The following is a 13,989-nucleotide window of genomic DNA, read 5'->3' on the forward strand; positions in this document are numbered from 1 at the left end:
GTCAGATCTGCAGGACCGGCGCCCAGGCAATACGGAACGAAACCGCAAGGAAAAACAACACGCTGCCTGTCAGAACGAAGACATGCCAGATTGTGTTGTGGAACGGCAACCAATCCAGAAGATAAAAGGCGATGCCCGCGGTATAGACGATGCCTCCGGTGATCATCAGCGCCACAACTGGTTGCGACAAGTCGGCGAGTAGTGATTGACCTGCCCAAACGGACGCCCATCCCATTAACACATACAGCGCCAAACCGAACCAACGGAACCGGTGCGGGTCGATCATTTTCAGGATTGATCCAAGGGTCGCAGATGACCAAAGACCGATCATGAGCCCAGTCATTGGGGCACCGGAAAGCAAGATGAATGGTGTGTAAGTACCAGCAATCTTGACGTAAATCCCCGAGTGATCGAGGCGGCGTAGCAGCTCGCCCCATCGGTCAGACTGAACCATATTGTACAAAGCCGAAAACGACAGCATCAGGATGAGCGTGAAGCCGTAGACCGAGACCCCAAGAACCGCGGCAGGCTCGGTCCGGTATAAGGCGGTCAACGCGATCAGCGCCGGAACGGCAACAATAGCCGCTGCAACGCCAAGGATATGAACAACGCCATCACTGAAACGTTCAGCCCTGCTATAAGCCGGGCGGATATCGGCAAATGACCACATAATTTCAAAGTTATGGCGCAACCTGCCCTGCGACAAGTCTGGCAGCCGCGGTATTTCACCTGTTCACCTCAGTTTGATTGCCCTCAAAAGGGTTACCGGCGGCGATTTTCTTTTGCGCAGTGGACCGTTGGAAGCAATGGACAACAATCTTTTTGTTAACGCGGAGTTTATGACACTGGGCCAGTTGCCTAATCCCCTGCCCGAAACCATATTTGTACCATGCTACGTCTTACCCCGATCCTGCTGGCGATCGCCTATGCCATTGTGATGTACCGGATTTCCGTCTGGCGCACCCATAAGGATTTGGATGCAAAGTCGACTGAGCTGGCCGACCCGGCCTTAAAGCGCATGACCGACCGGCTGGCTGCAGCGTTAGAGATCGACCGGGTGCCGGTCTACATCTACGAGATTGACCCCGTGAACGGTCTGGCGGCACCTGACGGTCGGATTTTTATCACGCGTGGATTCTACCGCAAATTTCGCAGCGGTGAGGTTTCCGCCGAAGAAATGGCCAGCGTCATCGCGCATGAGCTCGGTCACGTGGCGCTGGGGCATGCGCGCCGTCGGATGATCGACTTTTCCGGGCAGAATGCGCTGCGGGCCGCTTTGATGATGCTGCTGAATCGCTTTATCCCGTTTATCGGCGCGTGGATTGCCAATATGCTGACACACCTGTTGGCGTCGCGCCTGTCGCGCAGTGATGAGTATGAAGCTGATGAGTATGCCGCCGCTTTGCTGACCAAAGCCGGGATCGGAATCGGACCGCAGAAGTCGTTGTTTCACAAGCTGGAAGACCTGACGCAGCAGCGTGCTGGCGTTGTGCCCGCCTGGTTGATGAGCCATCCGAAAACGGACGAACGGATCGCTGCCCTGGAGGCATTAGAGCAGCGTTGGACCCGTGGCTGATCTAACACCGAGAGGCCAGCCTATCGCGCTCTCCGGGATATTTTTAGCCAAATTAAGCTGGATACCGATTACGTAGAGAGCGCTTTGCCCAGGCGTGGGAGACGGGCTTTTTTCATCAGCGGGCGCAAGGTCCATTGGTCGCCCGACAGGCGGTTGGCCTCGGCCAGGACACGGTTGGCTGTGCCGCTTATGCCGTCGGGATCGGATTGCCAGAAGCCGTGCAACAGATTGTCCGGATCACGGCGGTCCAGCCCTTCCTCGGACAGGATGTTTCGGGGAAAGTCCTTGGCGTTGACAGTTACGATCACGTCCGCCGAGGATGCAACAGCCGTTGCCAGAACGTGGATATCTGCGCTGTCCGGCAGCCAGAGCCGCTGTTCGACATTGGTTGCCGCAGGAAACTCGGCTTTCGGCCAATTGGTCTGCGCTAGTGCGATTTCGGCGCGTGCCTGAGCCTCGCCTGTTGGGCCCAGCTTACGAGCCGCACGCGCCCATTCCTCGAGGATGCGCGCCGACCACACGGGAGTAAAATGGCCTAGTTTGGCAGCGCCGAGCAGCATCTCTCGCATCACCGTAGGGTAGATGACGCAGGTATCCAGAACTGCCTTCACAGCCGGTAGAACACAGCTTTGAGATAGCCGCTTTCAGCCAGTTGCGGCAGTTGTGGATGGTCGGGTCCGGCAAAGCCTGTATGGATCAGCTGCGCCTGTCGCCCTGCCCGACCAATCCCACGAGACGACGCGTCGCGGAACCGGCCCAGATCAGCCGCGTGCGAGCACGAGCACAGGCCCAGATAGCCGCCGGGTTTGACCAGAGCTGCCGCCAAGCGGGCCACACGTTCATAGGCGCGCAGGCCCGCGTCCAGCGCTTGTCTGGAAGGCGCAAAGGCGGGCGGATCGCAGATGACGACATCGAACTGCGCGCTCTCTTCGCCCAATTGGGTCAGGACCTCGAAGGCGTCGCCTTGGCGGGTTTGGAACGTGTCAGCAAAACCAGTGGCCTCGGCCCCTTTGGTCGCGAGATCCAGCGCGGCTGCAGATCCATCCACAGACAGCGCCTGCCCTGCACCACCAGCCAGCATGGCCAGCCCGAAGCCACCCACGTGGCTGAAGACGTCCAATACCTGCGCGCCCGGTTGCACCAATCGCGCGGCGAAAGCATGGTTAGGCCGTTGGTCATAGAACAGACCGGTTTTCTGACCGCCGGTCAGATCGGCCATGTAGGTCGCGCCGTTCATCGGCACCGGTAGCGGTACATCGGGCGCAGTGCCGCGCAAGGTGAGGTTCACGTCGTCCAAGCCTTCCAGCCCTCGGGTTCGCCCCGAGGCGTTTTTGAGCACGGTTGTCACGCCGGTGACAGTGACCAAAGCCTCGGTCAGAGTTTCCAGATGCGCCTCGGCCCACGCGGCATTGGGTTGGATCACACAGGCATCGCCAAACCGGTCGATGATGACACCGGGAAAGCCGTCCGCTTCGGCATGGATCAGGCGATAATAGGGTGCGTCGAACAGGCGTTCGCGCATCTCAAGCGCGCGGCGCAGGCGGGTTTCGAACCACGCGGCGTCCAGTTGCACGTCCAGATCTCGGTCCAGAACGCGGCACATGATTTTGGAGTCAGGATTCACCGCAACCAGCGCTATGGGCGCGCGTTTGTCATCCTCAAGCACCGCCAAAGCCCCTGCTGGGATCTTTCGTGTCCGACGGTCCGTCACGATGTCATTGGCATACACCCACGGAAAACCGTGGCGCAGGCCACGTGCGTTGGCTTTGGGTTTCAGGCGGATACGGGGGTGATCGGCAGTTTGGGTCATGACGCTCTCATAGTCGCGAATACCCCGAGGGAAAAGCCCTAGCGGTCGCGCGATCGCCAACCGCCGCGCCGCTTGGGGGTTTTGGCAGATTGCAACCCCTCAGCCAGCACCTGCGTCATAGGGTGATCCGCGTCTTGCTGGGAATAGGAGGCATGCAGATCGATCAGCGCCTGGGATTGGTCCCGTTCAGCGGGCAGGCTCAGCGCCCAGTCCAGAAAAATGCTGCGGCATTCAGGCAATGTGATGCCTTCGATCCGATACGCCTCGCGGATCAGCCCCTTGTGATCATTTGGATCTTTACTCTGCGCCATCATCTTCGTCCCTGATCACGCCGCCAATGATCCCGGCGGCCGTGCTGTAGTTGTCTTGCAGCGCGCTTTGCAGCTGTTCAACCTGTTCAAATCCAGTCGCGCGGCACAGGAAGGCAGATCCGCCCTCGCCGACCTTGTCAGCTTCGATGACCTTGCCGGACAACAAGCGCGCCGCACATTGCACGGACCAGCATAGGTCGTAGCAGTCCTTCAGCGTTTGCGCCTGAGCGACGTCCAACAAACCAGCAGCGACGGCGCCGTCCAAACCAGAATGCACATCGCGCTGTACGACGCCTGACACCAGCGACCCGGTTTCGGCCATCAGCTCGATATCCATCATCCGGCCGGGGCCGTTCTTGGCGTCCCAGATCCCTGCTGGTGATTTGGCTGCGGCCAGGCGGGCGCGCATCTCGGCCACTTCACGCAGGGCTTTCTGCTGGTCACGCGGTTGCGACAGCAGGCCTGTGCGGAACGTCTCGATATCTTCGGCCAGACCTTCGTCTCCGGCGATCACGTGGGCCCGTGTCAGGGCGAGATGTTCCCAAACCCACGCTTCGTTCTGCTGATAGTTGGTAAAGCTGGCCCAACTTGTCGCCACCGGCCCCTGATTGCCCGACGGGCGCAAGCGCATATCGACCTCATACAAACGCCCCTGTGACATCGGCGCGGACAAGGCCGTGATAAGCGCCTGCGTGAACCGGGCATAATAGGTGCGGGTCGCCAATGGGCGCGGTCCCTCGGACATATCCTGATCCAGCGGGTCATAGATCACGATCATATCCAAATCGGATTGCGAGTTGATCCGCCCAGCCCCAAGTGACCCCATGCCCAGCACGGTTGCACCGCGCCCCGGTGCAGGGCCGTGTTTACGGGCAAAATGATCCGATACGCGCGGCAGGATCGCGGCAATCACCGCGCTTGCAAGCTGAGCGTATTGCTGCCCCGCCTGTTCACCATCAATCAGCCCGCGCAGGTGATGAACGCCAACGCGGAAGTGCCATTCCTTGCACCAGCGGCGGGCCAGATCCAACTGGCTTTCGTAATCTGATTCCTCTGAAAGGGCCTGATCTAGATCCGCCTGCAGCGTAGCCTGCCCCGGCCAGTCGCTAAAGAAACTCCCGCCGATCACCGCATCAAACACCGATGCATTGCGCGACAGATGCGCCGCAAGCGCGTGGGATGTTCCGACAATATCAATCAGCAGGTCGATCAGTTGGGGGTTGGCCTCGAACAGTGAAAACAGTTGAACGCCGGCGGGCAGGCCTGACAGAAAACCATCAAGTGCCCGCAGCGCCTCGTCCGGTTGCGCCGTTTTTGCCAAACGCGATAGCAGCTCGGGCTTGAGGCGTTCGAAAATCCGCGCGCCGCGTTGCGATCGCAGTGCGGGATATGTCGTCCAGCGGGCCAGAACGTTCTGGTCAAAATCCACCTCGCCAATTGGCGCGCGCGTCGAGGAACCGGGCGCAAAAAAGCCTTCGGTCAGGTCGTGCACTTCGGTCAGCCTGTGGGTCAGGTCACGGGTCAGTTCGTCGACGTCGATCCCCATCAGGCAAGCGACGCGTTCTATCCCGTCCGGCGATTGCGGCACCTTGTGGGTCTGAGCGTCATGGACCATCTGGATACGGTGTTCGACCTCACGATGGGCGCGGTAGTGATCGGTCAGCTTGTCGGCCACGTCCTGCGGGACCCAATCCTTTTCGGCAAGCGCCGCCAATCCGGGCACCGTACCGCGCACACGCAGGTCAGGGTCGCGACCCCCAGCGATCAACTGGCGGGTCTGGGTAAAGAATTCGATCTCGCGAATACCGCCCTGCCCCAGTTTCATGTCATGACCCGGAATAGTCAGAGCACCGCCGGTTCCCTTATTTTCACGTATGCGCAGGCGCATGTCGTGAGCGTCCTGAATCGCGGCGAAGTCCAGATGTCGCCGCCAGACAAAGGGGCGCAGCGTATCCAGAAACCGTTGTCCGGCCGCAATATCGCCCGCGCAAGGGCGCGCCTTGATATAGGCCGCGCGCTCCCATGTCCGGCCCAGGCTTTCATAGTACCGCTCGGCCGCCTCAGCCGCCATGCAGACCGGCGTTACCGCTGGGTCGGGGCGCAGGCGCAGATCAGTGCGGAATACATACCCATCCGCCGTCTTGTCGCTGAGCGTGGCGCAGAAATTGCGTGTCGCCCGCACCATGCCTTGTCGAGCTTCGTAGAAGTCATCGGGATCAAACCGGGTCTCATCGAACAGAACGATCAGGTCGATGTCCGAGCTGTAGTTCAACTCGTACGCGCCCATCTTGCCCATCGCCAGGATAATCATCCCCGCGGCGGTTTCGACGTCGTCCGGCCCCATGCCCGGTAGCTTGCCGCGCCGTATCAGGTTGGCGATCTCGGCCTTGGCCGCCACATCCGCCGCCAACGCGCCAAAATCCGTAAGCGCCGCGGTCACCATTTCCAACGGCCACGCGCCCGCCAGATCGGCCAGAGCGGTCAGCAACGCCATCCGTCGCTTGGCCAGCCGCAGCCCCGGTTTCAACTGATCCGGCGGTAGCATTTGCGCAGCCTGCAAAACGTCGGCCAGCGCGTCATCGGGGTGTTGCAACGCTGCGGCCAACCAATCGTTTTCGTGATCGATCAAGTTTTTCAGATAGGGGCTGGACCCTGCTGCTCCTGCGATCAATTCGCCCTGTTCGGATGTAATGCCGCTTACCGCTGCGCGCGCATCATCGCCAAGCGACTGATCGAATGCTCGTGGTAGGCGCTGAATGGAAAGAGGCCCGGTCATTTCCCCTCCAGCGGCGTATCCTGGCTGAAACTGTTGACCCAGACGTCATGCCGCCGTTCCCAAAGCGACGAGATTAGCATCGCCTCCCAACCCTCGGCCTCGGGTCGCTGATAGTCGGCCCGGTACGACAGCAGAACGATATCCGAGGTCAAAACCCGCAGACGGGTGTCGCTTAGCTCATAGCGCGCCATCGTTGGCGCGTCGGCGAACTGCCCCACATGATCATCCCGGTTCGCAAACCCCGTGGGATAAACCCCAAGGAAATCCGGGCTTAGCAAGGCCCGGTCTGCGGCCGCATTACCTTCCATCAGGGCGGTCCAAACCTGCTTTTCCAGGTTCAGAATTTCATCCAGCGTCGTAGGTGTCGTATTTTCAACATGTTGCATAGGCGGAAAGTGCGCCCGTTCCGCAACAAGGTCAACCGTCGCAAAATCCAAAATGTAAATCATTTTTACATCGACCCCTTGCAACCCCCAATTCAGTCCCCATCTAGACAATGTGAACGCAATTTACATCAAACCCGGAGAACCCAAATGACCGCATTGTCCGACCACGCCGTCCCACAAAATCCGGGGTGGCTCTCTCGTGCCGAAGCCTGGATGGATGACAAGGGCAAAGGGGCCTGGATCGCCGCCATGGTCCTTGGTTTCATCTTTTTCTGGCCCGTTGGCCTGGCGCTTCTTGCCTATATGATCTGGAGCAAACGCATGTTCAGCAAATCCTGCAGCCGTCGCAAATCCTGGCACAGCCACATGAGTGCGATGAAGCCATCCGGCAATAGCGCGTTTGACGCCTACAAGTCCGACACCCTGGCCCGGCTCGAGCGCGAACAACAGGAATTCGAATCCTTCCTGCGCCGCCTGCGCGACGCCAAAGACAAGGCCGAGTTTGACCAGTTCATGGACGAACGCGCCAATGAAAACAACGATGAGGCTGAAAACGGCGAACGCGCCTAAGCCGACCTTGCCCTGTCCCGACATTCGGGACAGGGTGTCCTAAATTCTCAGCCGGAAATCAAAATATGACCCACCTGCCCGACCCAGACCGACAGCCAGAATTTTACCAGTCTGTCGCGACCAAGCGTTTTATCGCTTGGCTGTTCGACATCGCCTTTATCTCGCTGTTGTGTACGGTGGCCATCCTGCTGACATTTGGTCTGGGCTTTTTCGTCCTGGCCCTGATCTATGCCGTCGTCAGTTTCGTCTACCGCGTGATTACCATTGCCAATGGCTCGGCCACACTGGGCATGCGCTTTATGGGGATTGAGCTGCGCGATTCATTCGGATCCCGGATGGATTTGGGCAAAGCGGTGGCCCACACAGCCGGTTATTTTGTCAGTATGGCGTTTCCGGTCATTCAGATCATCTCGGTCATCATGATGCTGACCAGCGCACGTGGCCAGGGACTTACTGATGCGTTCCTTGGAACTGTCATGATCAACCAGCGCGCGTAAAAAATTCAACGACGTGAATCACTTGGCGGTTTTAGGATCGGTTGTTATCATCCGGTCCAAGGAAACACGGAACGTTCATGCGACACACGCTGCCAATCGCGCCACAATTCTATGTGACGGCCCCACAGCCTTGCCCTTACCTTGAGGGCAGGATGGAGCGTAAATTGTTCACCGCCCTTCAGGGGGAAGGTGCGGATCAGCTGAATAACTCATTGTCCCAACAAGGGTTTCGCCGATCGCAAAACGTGTTGTACCGCCCGTCCTGCTCTGATTGCGCGGCCTGTCTGTCGGCCAGGATCGACGTGACGGCATTCCGCCCAAGCAAAAGTCAGAAACGCGCGGCCAAACGCAACGCGTACCTGCAACGCAGGGCGAACTCACCCTGGGCCACGGATGAGCAATACGAACTCTTCCGCCGCTACTTGGATACCCGCCACGCGGATGGTGGAATGGCAGATATGGACGTTTTGGAATTCGCCGCGATGATCGAAGAAACTCCGATCCGCAGTCGGGTAGTGGAATATGGCGACCCAAGTACCGGAGATCTGATCGGCGTCAGCCTGACGGATGTCCTGGATGACGGCCTCAGCATGGTCTACTCGTTTTATACTCCGCAGCAACCGCAGAACTCGCTGGGCACGTATATGATCCTCGATCACATCGACATCGCGCGCGAAGCCGGGTTGCCATATGTCTACCTCGGATACTGGGTGCCGGGCAGCCCCAAGATGGGTTACAAAGCGCGCTTCTCAGGGCTTGAGGCCTATTACCAGGGCGAATGGATCAGCGTAAACAACCCATCTGAACTGACGGATTCCAGCCGCCACCCTTTGTCCACCGCACCAATCGCGGAACAGGTTGCCAGCATCCAACTGCCCGACCGCCACCCTACCAAAGGCTGATATCCCATGACCCAAAGTCTTTTCGCCGTCACCCTCGTGGTGCCGGACTACGACCAGGCGATCGCCTTTTATACTCAAACACTCAGTTTCACCCTGCTGCAGGATGTTGATCTCAGCGGTGGCAAACGCTGGGTCCGGGTTGCCCCGCCGGGTTCAGGCGACGCATCCCTGCTGCTGGCCAAGGCAGATGGCCCAAGCCAGACCGCTGCCGTTGGAAACCAAACCGGCGGGCGTGTCGGCTTTTTCCTTCAAACGGATGATTTCCAACGTGACCACAACGCAATGGTCACTGCAGGCGTCCATTTCGAAGAAGACCCACGCAATGAGCCCTATGGTACCGTCGCCGTCTGGCGCGACCCGTTCGGCAATCGCTGGGACCTGATCCAATTCACCTGATCCGCACTTCATCTGGCAAAAAATATCCCGGGGGTGAATTGGTCGCAGACCAAGAAGGGGCAGCGCGCCTTCCCCTAAACACCAAAGCAAAGGGGGCCTAAAGGCCCCCTTTTCAATTTGGTTATGAACGTCGCATCAATTCGGGATCAGATCCGGAACAATGGTCACGATCGACGGGAAGAACCACAGGATCGCAATCCCGACCACCTGAATGATCACGAACGGAATGATCCCACGGTAGATGTGGCCTGTCGTGACTTCTTTGGGCGCGACGCCTCGTAAGTAGAATAGCGCAAACCCAAACGGCGGCGTAAGGAACGACGTCTGAAGGTTCACCGCCACCATGATCGTCACCCATTTCGGATCGAACGAGCCACCATAAATCACCGGTCCCACGATGGGGATCACGATGTAGATGATCTCGAGGAAATCCAGCACGAAGCCCAGAATGAACAGCACCAGCATCACGATCAGGAAGACCGTGAACTCGTTGTCAAAGCTGCGCAGGAACTGCTGAATATAGTGCTCACCCCCGAACGAGATCACCACCAGGTTCAGCAGTTGCGATCCGATCAGGATGGTGAACACCATCGAGGTCACCTTGGCCGTCTCACGCACAACAGGCGTCAGAACCCCGCTGGTGAACAAAACCCAGCACCCAAACAACAGACCGAACAGGGCATACAGATAAGCACCGTAAGCAATTATGAAGGCGACCCAGGTCTCAAAGTTCACATTGCTCTGATTGATGCGTAGATCAAAGTTCACGCCCATCAGCAGCGCAATGATCACGGCAAAAGTGGCCCAGATGATCACCTTGCCCGAGCGCTCTTGGTCCTGCAGCTTGCGATAGGCTGCCAGCATGATCGCTCCGCCCGCTCCCAACGCGGCCGCTGGTGTCGGGTTGGTCACACCGCCCAGAATTGATCCTAGCACCGCGATAATCAGAACCAATGGCGGAAAGACCACCCGGATCAAATCATTCGTGGCACACCGGGCTGCCGCCTCCTTGCAGCCGTACATTGCCAAGGCAAAGGGCAGAGCCAGAAGGACGAAGGTCAATCCCGAAGACGTTGTTGGTGCAATCAACAAAACATCAACCAGTAACATCAACAGCAGACCGATAGCGCCCAAAATCAACGGCTGCGTCGGTTTGGACGGCGCAATGCCGCGGCCCATGACCAGTGTCAGACCCAGCAGAACCACAATAACCGCAACACCAGTACCAATCGGCGCCGCAGCGGCGATCTTGGCCTCGCGCGCCTCGACCAGCGCCTCTTCGCTCAGTCGTTCGGCGTTGGCGACACCACCTGCGGCGTCAATCGTTTCCTGCTCGGACACGGCCTGATCCCAGGCGGATTGTCCGTGCAACTCGATCATCGACACCTTGCACTGCTCGGAAACATTGGTGCGCAGCGACGCGCCCGCACCGATGTCTGAAAACGCCGAGACGTTGATGTTCTGGCTGCCAATGACCCCCGAGCTGCCCAGCAGGACTGCGCCAACGATCAGGGCGACAGGTGCACCAAGCAACCAGGTCAGGCCTTCACTGCGCGTGATCGGCTCACCACTGCCACCCGACATTGGCACCGCCGGTGCTTTCTCAGGGTTCAGCAGCGCATAGCCAAAGGCATACAGCGCATAGAGCAAGGCCAGCATGATCCCCGGCAACAAGGCAGCCTGGAACAGCGTCCCGACCGATACCACAGCCGGTTCCCCCAGATAGGTCAGCGCATCGGTACAACCAGCGTCCTGAGCGCGCGTTTCCTGCGCGGTTGAATAGAGATCACCCGCCAAGGTGCCCAACAGAACGATTACGATGGACGGCGGAATGATCTGTCCCAACGTGCCCGATGCCGCAATTACACCCGTCGCCAGTTCAGGCGAGTAGTTGTTGCGCAACATGGTCGGCAGCGCCAGCAGGCCCATGGTTACCACGGTCGCGCCGACAATCCCGGTCGAGGCCGCTAGGAATGCACCCACGACCACGATCGACACGGCCAGACCACCCGGCAATGGCCCAAAGACGCGCGCCATTGTGGTCAGCAGATCGTTTGCGATCTTGGAGCGTTCCAGCGTGATGCCCATCAGAACGAACATCAACACGGCCAGCAGGGTCTCAATAGACTGACCCGCCAGAACGCGTTCGTTCATGCGGTTCACGATGAACGACACGTTGCGATCCAGCGCGGTTTCCCAGCCTTGCACAAACACCGGCTCGGCGATCCTTGGTAAATCCGGGAAGCGGAACACCGACACCGTGTCCGGTTTGACGCCCGAATTCACAAGGTCTCGGTATGCTTGGGAACTGGTATCAATGGCCTGGTGTATTAACAGCCCGGCACTATCCAGCGCCGCGATGATACCGAATGAGATGATACCGGCCCCGCCGATGGCAAAGGCCACCGGAAAGCCAGAAAGGATGCCCCCAAAGAGGCAGAAGAATACGATAATGAGGCCTATCTCGACGCCATCAAGTCCGAATAACATAGTCTGGGTCTCCGTCCCTAATGTGCGCCTTCGTAGGCTTCTTCACCCTCGCCAAGGCTGTCCTTGTCGAGGTATTTTCCAACGCTGTTCGGTCCTTCGACGTATTCCAGATACGAGCGATACAGGAATGCGATTGCGTGCAGGAACACCATTCCGGCAAATGCAATCAGCAGGATCTTGAACAGGAAGTATCCGTTGAACCCATTTGGGCTGAACCCGATGGTTTCGATGTTCCAGCGCAACGCACGGGATTTCATCACCAGACGATCCAGCGTGTCACTGGCCGACGGTTTCGGTACGATCAGGTGCCGCCACATGAAATACCAGCCATACATCCACGTCAGCACGGCCATCGGCATCATGAACAAAAGCGCGCCCAACATGTCCACCACACGCTTGGCGCGGTGGCTGATGCCGGCATAAATCAGATCAACACGGACATGGCCGCCCTGCACAAATGTGTAGGTGCAACACAGGCAGACGACCATCGCGTTATAAAGCTTCAGCTCTTCGGCGAACCAACTGATATCCATTTGAAACGGGATACCCAGACCAAAGGACATATCCGGGCGGGTAAACACGCGTTGCATGAAAACGATAACGATCTGCTGAATGACCATCAGCAAACCGGCCCATGCAAAGAAGCGCCCGGTGGTGTTGGCGAACCCTTCCAGGCCCCGCACCATCCCCCACATGAAATTCCGGTAGTACAGCCCGATGGCCGTCAGAACCAGAAAGAGGGTGAAAACCACAAAGAAGAACTCGACCGAGCCGCCATAGTAGACAAAGCGCATGATGGCTTCTTTGTCCGACCAGTTCAGCCAGAGTTGCGGATGCGTTATGGCGTATCCGAAATTATAGAAGGCTTCGGCAATGTTTTGAACGAACCACACAAGTCCGTTCCACAGGGCGCCGAAGAACGAGATACCGTTTTCGTCCTGCATGTTGTCCCCAGGTCGTATCAGTTGCACTGCTGATCATAGCGGTTTGATGGGTCCGCGCATACGCAACAGAGAAAGGTTTCCCCGCGAAGGCGGGAAAACCAATTGATCGTTTGGAAAACGTTTAGCCGCGGACGCGGTTACGCTGTGTTGTGTAAACACCCGACGACAGGTCCTGCCAGCCGGCCGACGATGCCGACGACGCCATGTGGCTGTCGTGGATTTTCTTGAACAGCTCGTCGCCCATGTTTTCGTCCAGCACTTCTTGGCTGGCTTGACCGAACGCATCCCAAACGCTGTCGGGGAATTCCATGACCTTGACGCCACCTGATTGCAGACGCTGCAGGGCCGCACCGTTATTGGCCAGGAATTGTGCCAAGTTCCACTGGTGGCATTCAGCCGCCGCGATCTCAATGATCTTCTGCTGCGCAGGTGTCAGGCTTTCGAAGACGTCGCGGTTGGTTGCCAGCGACAGGCCTGCATTCGGCTCGTGGAAACCGGCGGTGTAGTAGACCTTGGTGATTTCCTGGAAACCGGCCTTTTCGTCCGCCCACGGACCGATCCACTCGGTACCGTCGATCGCGCCGGACGACAGCGCCTGATACACTTCCGAACCCGGAATGTTCTGCACGGACGCGCCCAGTTTACCCAGAGCTTGACCGCCCAAACCAGGCATACGGAATTTCAGACCCTGGAAGTCTTCTGGACCGTTGATCTCTTTCGAGTACCAGCCACCCGCTTGCGCGCCGGTGTTACCTGCCAGGAACGATTTCAGACCAAAGATCTGGCCCAGCTCGTCATGCAGCTCCATGCCGCCGTCCTGATAGTACCAGTTCACCATTTCCTGAGCGGTCATGCCGAACGGAACAGCGGTGAAGAACGCATAGCCCGGGTGCTGGCCAACAAAGTAATAATCCGCCGCGTGATACATGTCGGCCTGCCCCGACGATACCGCGTCAAAGACTTCGAATGCGCCAACCAGTTCACCGGCAGCTTTGATGTCAACGGTCAGGTTACCGTCCGACATTGTGGTGATGCTGTCGGCGCAGCGCTGTGCGCTATCAAAAACACCAGCCAGGCCGCGACCCCACGAGGTTACCATGGTCAGCGTGCGCTTGCCCTGCGCATATGCCGGTGCCGCCAGCGTGGTGGCTGCAGCTGCCGAGCCGCCCAGAGCAGATGTTTTTAGAAATGAACGACGATCCATATGAGTGTTCCTCCCCTACATATTCAAAACCCGGGCAATTGCCGGGCGTAGTCGTTTTAAGTGCGCGTCAGCCTAATGACCAAGATCTGAATGTGAATACCTAGTACTACGTAGGGGATCGCGTTTT

At 58.4% G+C, this 13,989-nt stretch carries 14 protein-coding genes; 5 read left to right on the forward strand and 9 right to left on the reverse strand.

Annotation, left to right across the window (positions count from 1 at the left end):
- Position 1: 1 nt before the first annotated feature.
- Positions 2–670: a PAQR family membrane homeostasis protein TrhA gene (gene trhA, locus AC2FIB_RS14275; protein ID WP_496735975.1), complete on the reverse strand. Its 669-nt coding sequence runs from the start codon at positions 668–670 to the stop codon at positions 2–4.
- A 219-nt stretch (positions 671–889) separates the two neighbouring features.
- Here trhA and AC2FIB_RS14280 point away from each other — a divergent pair, with 219 nt between their 5' ends.
- On the forward strand, positions 890–1,576 hold the full coding sequence (locus AC2FIB_RS14280; protein WP_058274516.1) for a M48 family metallopeptidase: 687 nt from the start codon (positions 890–892) through the stop codon (positions 1,574–1,576).
- 68 nt (positions 1,577–1,644) lie between these two features.
- Here the strand turns inward: AC2FIB_RS14280 and AC2FIB_RS14285 are convergent, their stop codons facing one another.
- From AC2FIB_RS14285 to AC2FIB_RS14305, 5 genes are read right to left on the reverse strand one after another with little or no spacing between them, the layout of a single operon-like run.
- Positions 1,645–2,187 (reverse strand): RSP_2648 family PIN domain-containing protein, encoded by a 543-nt coding sequence (locus AC2FIB_RS14285; RefSeq protein ID WP_496735778.1) that lies wholly within the window; start codon positions 2,185–2,187, stop codon positions 1,645–1,647.
- Positions 2,184–3,386, reverse strand: coding sequence for an RSP_2647 family RNA methyltransferase (locus AC2FIB_RS14290; protein ID WP_496735780.1), 1,203 nt, complete (start codon positions 3,384–3,386; stop codon positions 2,184–2,186). The genes AC2FIB_RS14285 and AC2FIB_RS14290 overlap by 4 nt, the downstream gene beginning before the upstream one ends.
- 38 nt (positions 3,387–3,424) lie before the next feature.
- Positions 3,425–3,697: a hypothetical protein gene (locus AC2FIB_RS14295; RefSeq protein ID WP_282169388.1), complete on the reverse strand. Its 273-nt coding sequence runs from the start codon at positions 3,695–3,697 to the stop codon at positions 3,425–3,427.
- Positions 3,684–6,473, reverse strand: a complete 2,790-nt coding sequence (locus AC2FIB_RS14300; RefSeq protein WP_496735782.1) for a [protein-PII] uridylyltransferase family protein — start codon at positions 6,471–6,473, stop codon at positions 3,684–3,686. The genes AC2FIB_RS14295 and AC2FIB_RS14300 overlap by 14 nt, the downstream gene beginning before the upstream one ends.
- A complete protein-coding gene (locus tag AC2FIB_RS14305; protein WP_496735784.1) occupies positions 6,470–6,922 on the reverse strand; it encodes a DUF4440 domain-containing protein in 453 nt (150 codons plus the stop codon). The genes AC2FIB_RS14300 and AC2FIB_RS14305 overlap by 4 nt, the downstream gene beginning before the upstream one ends.
- 84 nt (positions 6,923–7,006) lie before the next feature.
- Here AC2FIB_RS14305 and AC2FIB_RS14310 point away from each other — a divergent pair, with 84 nt between their 5' ends.
- From AC2FIB_RS14310 to AC2FIB_RS14325, 4 genes are all read left to right on the forward strand, one after another.
- Positions 7,007–7,429: a DUF2852 domain-containing protein gene (locus tag AC2FIB_RS14310; protein ID WP_496735786.1), complete on the forward strand. Its 423-nt coding sequence runs from the start codon at positions 7,007–7,009 to the stop codon at positions 7,427–7,429.
- 65 nt (positions 7,430–7,494) lie between these two features.
- Entirely contained in the window at positions 7,495–7,926 is a 432-nt protein-coding gene (locus tag AC2FIB_RS14315; RefSeq protein WP_058274521.1) for an RDD family protein, read from the forward strand.
- Positions 7,927–8,003: 77 nt separating this feature from the next.
- Positions 8,004–8,828 (forward strand): arginyltransferase, encoded by an 825-nt coding sequence (locus AC2FIB_RS14320; protein ID WP_496842286.1) that lies wholly within the window; start codon positions 8,004–8,006, stop codon positions 8,826–8,828.
- A 6-nt stretch (positions 8,829–8,834) separates the two neighbouring features.
- On the forward strand, positions 8,835–9,224 hold the full coding sequence (locus AC2FIB_RS14325; protein ID WP_496735788.1) for a VOC family protein: 390 nt from the start codon (positions 8,835–8,837) through the stop codon (positions 9,222–9,224).
- 135 nt (positions 9,225–9,359) lie between these two features.
- Here the strand turns inward: AC2FIB_RS14325 and AC2FIB_RS14330 are convergent, their stop codons facing one another.
- The 3 genes from AC2FIB_RS14330 to AC2FIB_RS14340 all read right to left on the reverse strand — a co-directional run bounded on the left by AC2FIB_RS14330 (position 9,360) and on the right by AC2FIB_RS14340 (position 13,862).
- The gene (locus AC2FIB_RS14330; protein WP_109311367.1) at positions 9,360–11,714 is read right to left on the reverse strand and encodes a TRAP transporter large permease subunit; all 2,355 of its coding nucleotides are present in this window, start codon (positions 11,712–11,714) and stop codon (positions 9,360–9,362) included.
- 17 nt (positions 11,715–11,731) lie between these two features.
- On the reverse strand, positions 11,732–12,658 hold the full coding sequence (locus tag AC2FIB_RS14335) for a TRAP transporter small permease subunit (protein WP_496735790.1): 927 nt from the start codon (positions 12,656–12,658) through the stop codon (positions 11,732–11,734).
- A gap of 121 nt (positions 12,659–12,779) precedes the next feature.
- Positions 12,780–13,862 carry a TRAP transporter substrate-binding protein gene (locus tag AC2FIB_RS14340; RefSeq protein ID WP_058277547.1) on the reverse strand — a complete coding sequence of 361 codons (1,083 nt, stop codon included), beginning with the start codon at positions 13,860–13,862 and terminating at the stop codon, positions 12,780–12,782.
- Positions 13,863–13,989 lie beyond the last annotated feature (127 nt).

It is taken from the genome of Ruegeria sp. YTSA072 (assembly GCF_059610285.1).

Bases quoted from the DNA above. Each gene is read 5' to 3' on its own strand.
- AC2FIB_RS14300 (WP_496735782.1), bottom strand. From the start codon at position 6,473: ATGACCGGGCCTCTTTCCATTCAGCGCCTACCACGAGCATTCGATCAG.
- trhA (WP_496735975.1), bottom strand. From the start codon at position 670: ATGTGGTCATTTGCCGATATCCGCCCGGCTTATAGCAGGGCTGAACGT.
- AC2FIB_RS14335 (WP_496735790.1), bottom strand. From the start codon at position 12,658: ATGCAGGACGAAAACGGTATCTCGTTCTTCGGCGCCCTGTGGAACGGA.
- AC2FIB_RS14305 (WP_496735784.1), bottom strand. From the start codon at position 6,922: ATGATTTACATTTTGGATTTTGCGACGGTTGACCTTGTTGCGGAACGG.
- AC2FIB_RS14280 (WP_058274516.1), top strand. From the start codon at position 890: ATGCTACGTCTTACCCCGATCCTGCTGGCGATCGCCTATGCCATTGTG.
- AC2FIB_RS14325 (WP_496735788.1), top strand. From the start codon at position 8,835: ATGACCCAAAGTCTTTTCGCCGTCACCCTCGTGGTGCCGGACTACGAC.
- AC2FIB_RS14290 (WP_496735780.1), bottom strand. From the start codon at position 3,386: ATGACCCAAACTGCCGATCACCCCCGTATCCGCCTGAAACCCAAAGCC.
- AC2FIB_RS14340 (WP_058277547.1), bottom strand. From the start codon at position 13,862: ATGGATCGTCGTTCATTTCTAAAAACATCTGCTCTGGGCGGCTCGGCA.
- AC2FIB_RS14295 (WP_282169388.1), bottom strand. From the start codon at position 3,697: ATGGCGCAGAGTAAAGATCCAAATGATCACAAGGGGCTGATCCGCGAG.
- AC2FIB_RS14330 (WP_109311367.1), bottom strand. From the start codon at position 11,714: ATGTTATTCGGACTTGATGGCGTCGAGATAGGCCTCATTATCGTATTC.
- AC2FIB_RS14315 (WP_058274521.1), top strand. From the start codon at position 7,495: ATGACCCACCTGCCCGACCCAGACCGACAGCCAGAATTTTACCAGTCT.
- AC2FIB_RS14320 (WP_496842286.1), top strand. From the start codon at position 8,004: ATGCGACACACGCTGCCAATCGCGCCACAATTCTATGTGACGGCCCCA.
- AC2FIB_RS14310 (WP_496735786.1), top strand. From the start codon at position 7,007: ATGACCGCATTGTCCGACCACGCCGTCCCACAAAATCCGGGGTGGCTC.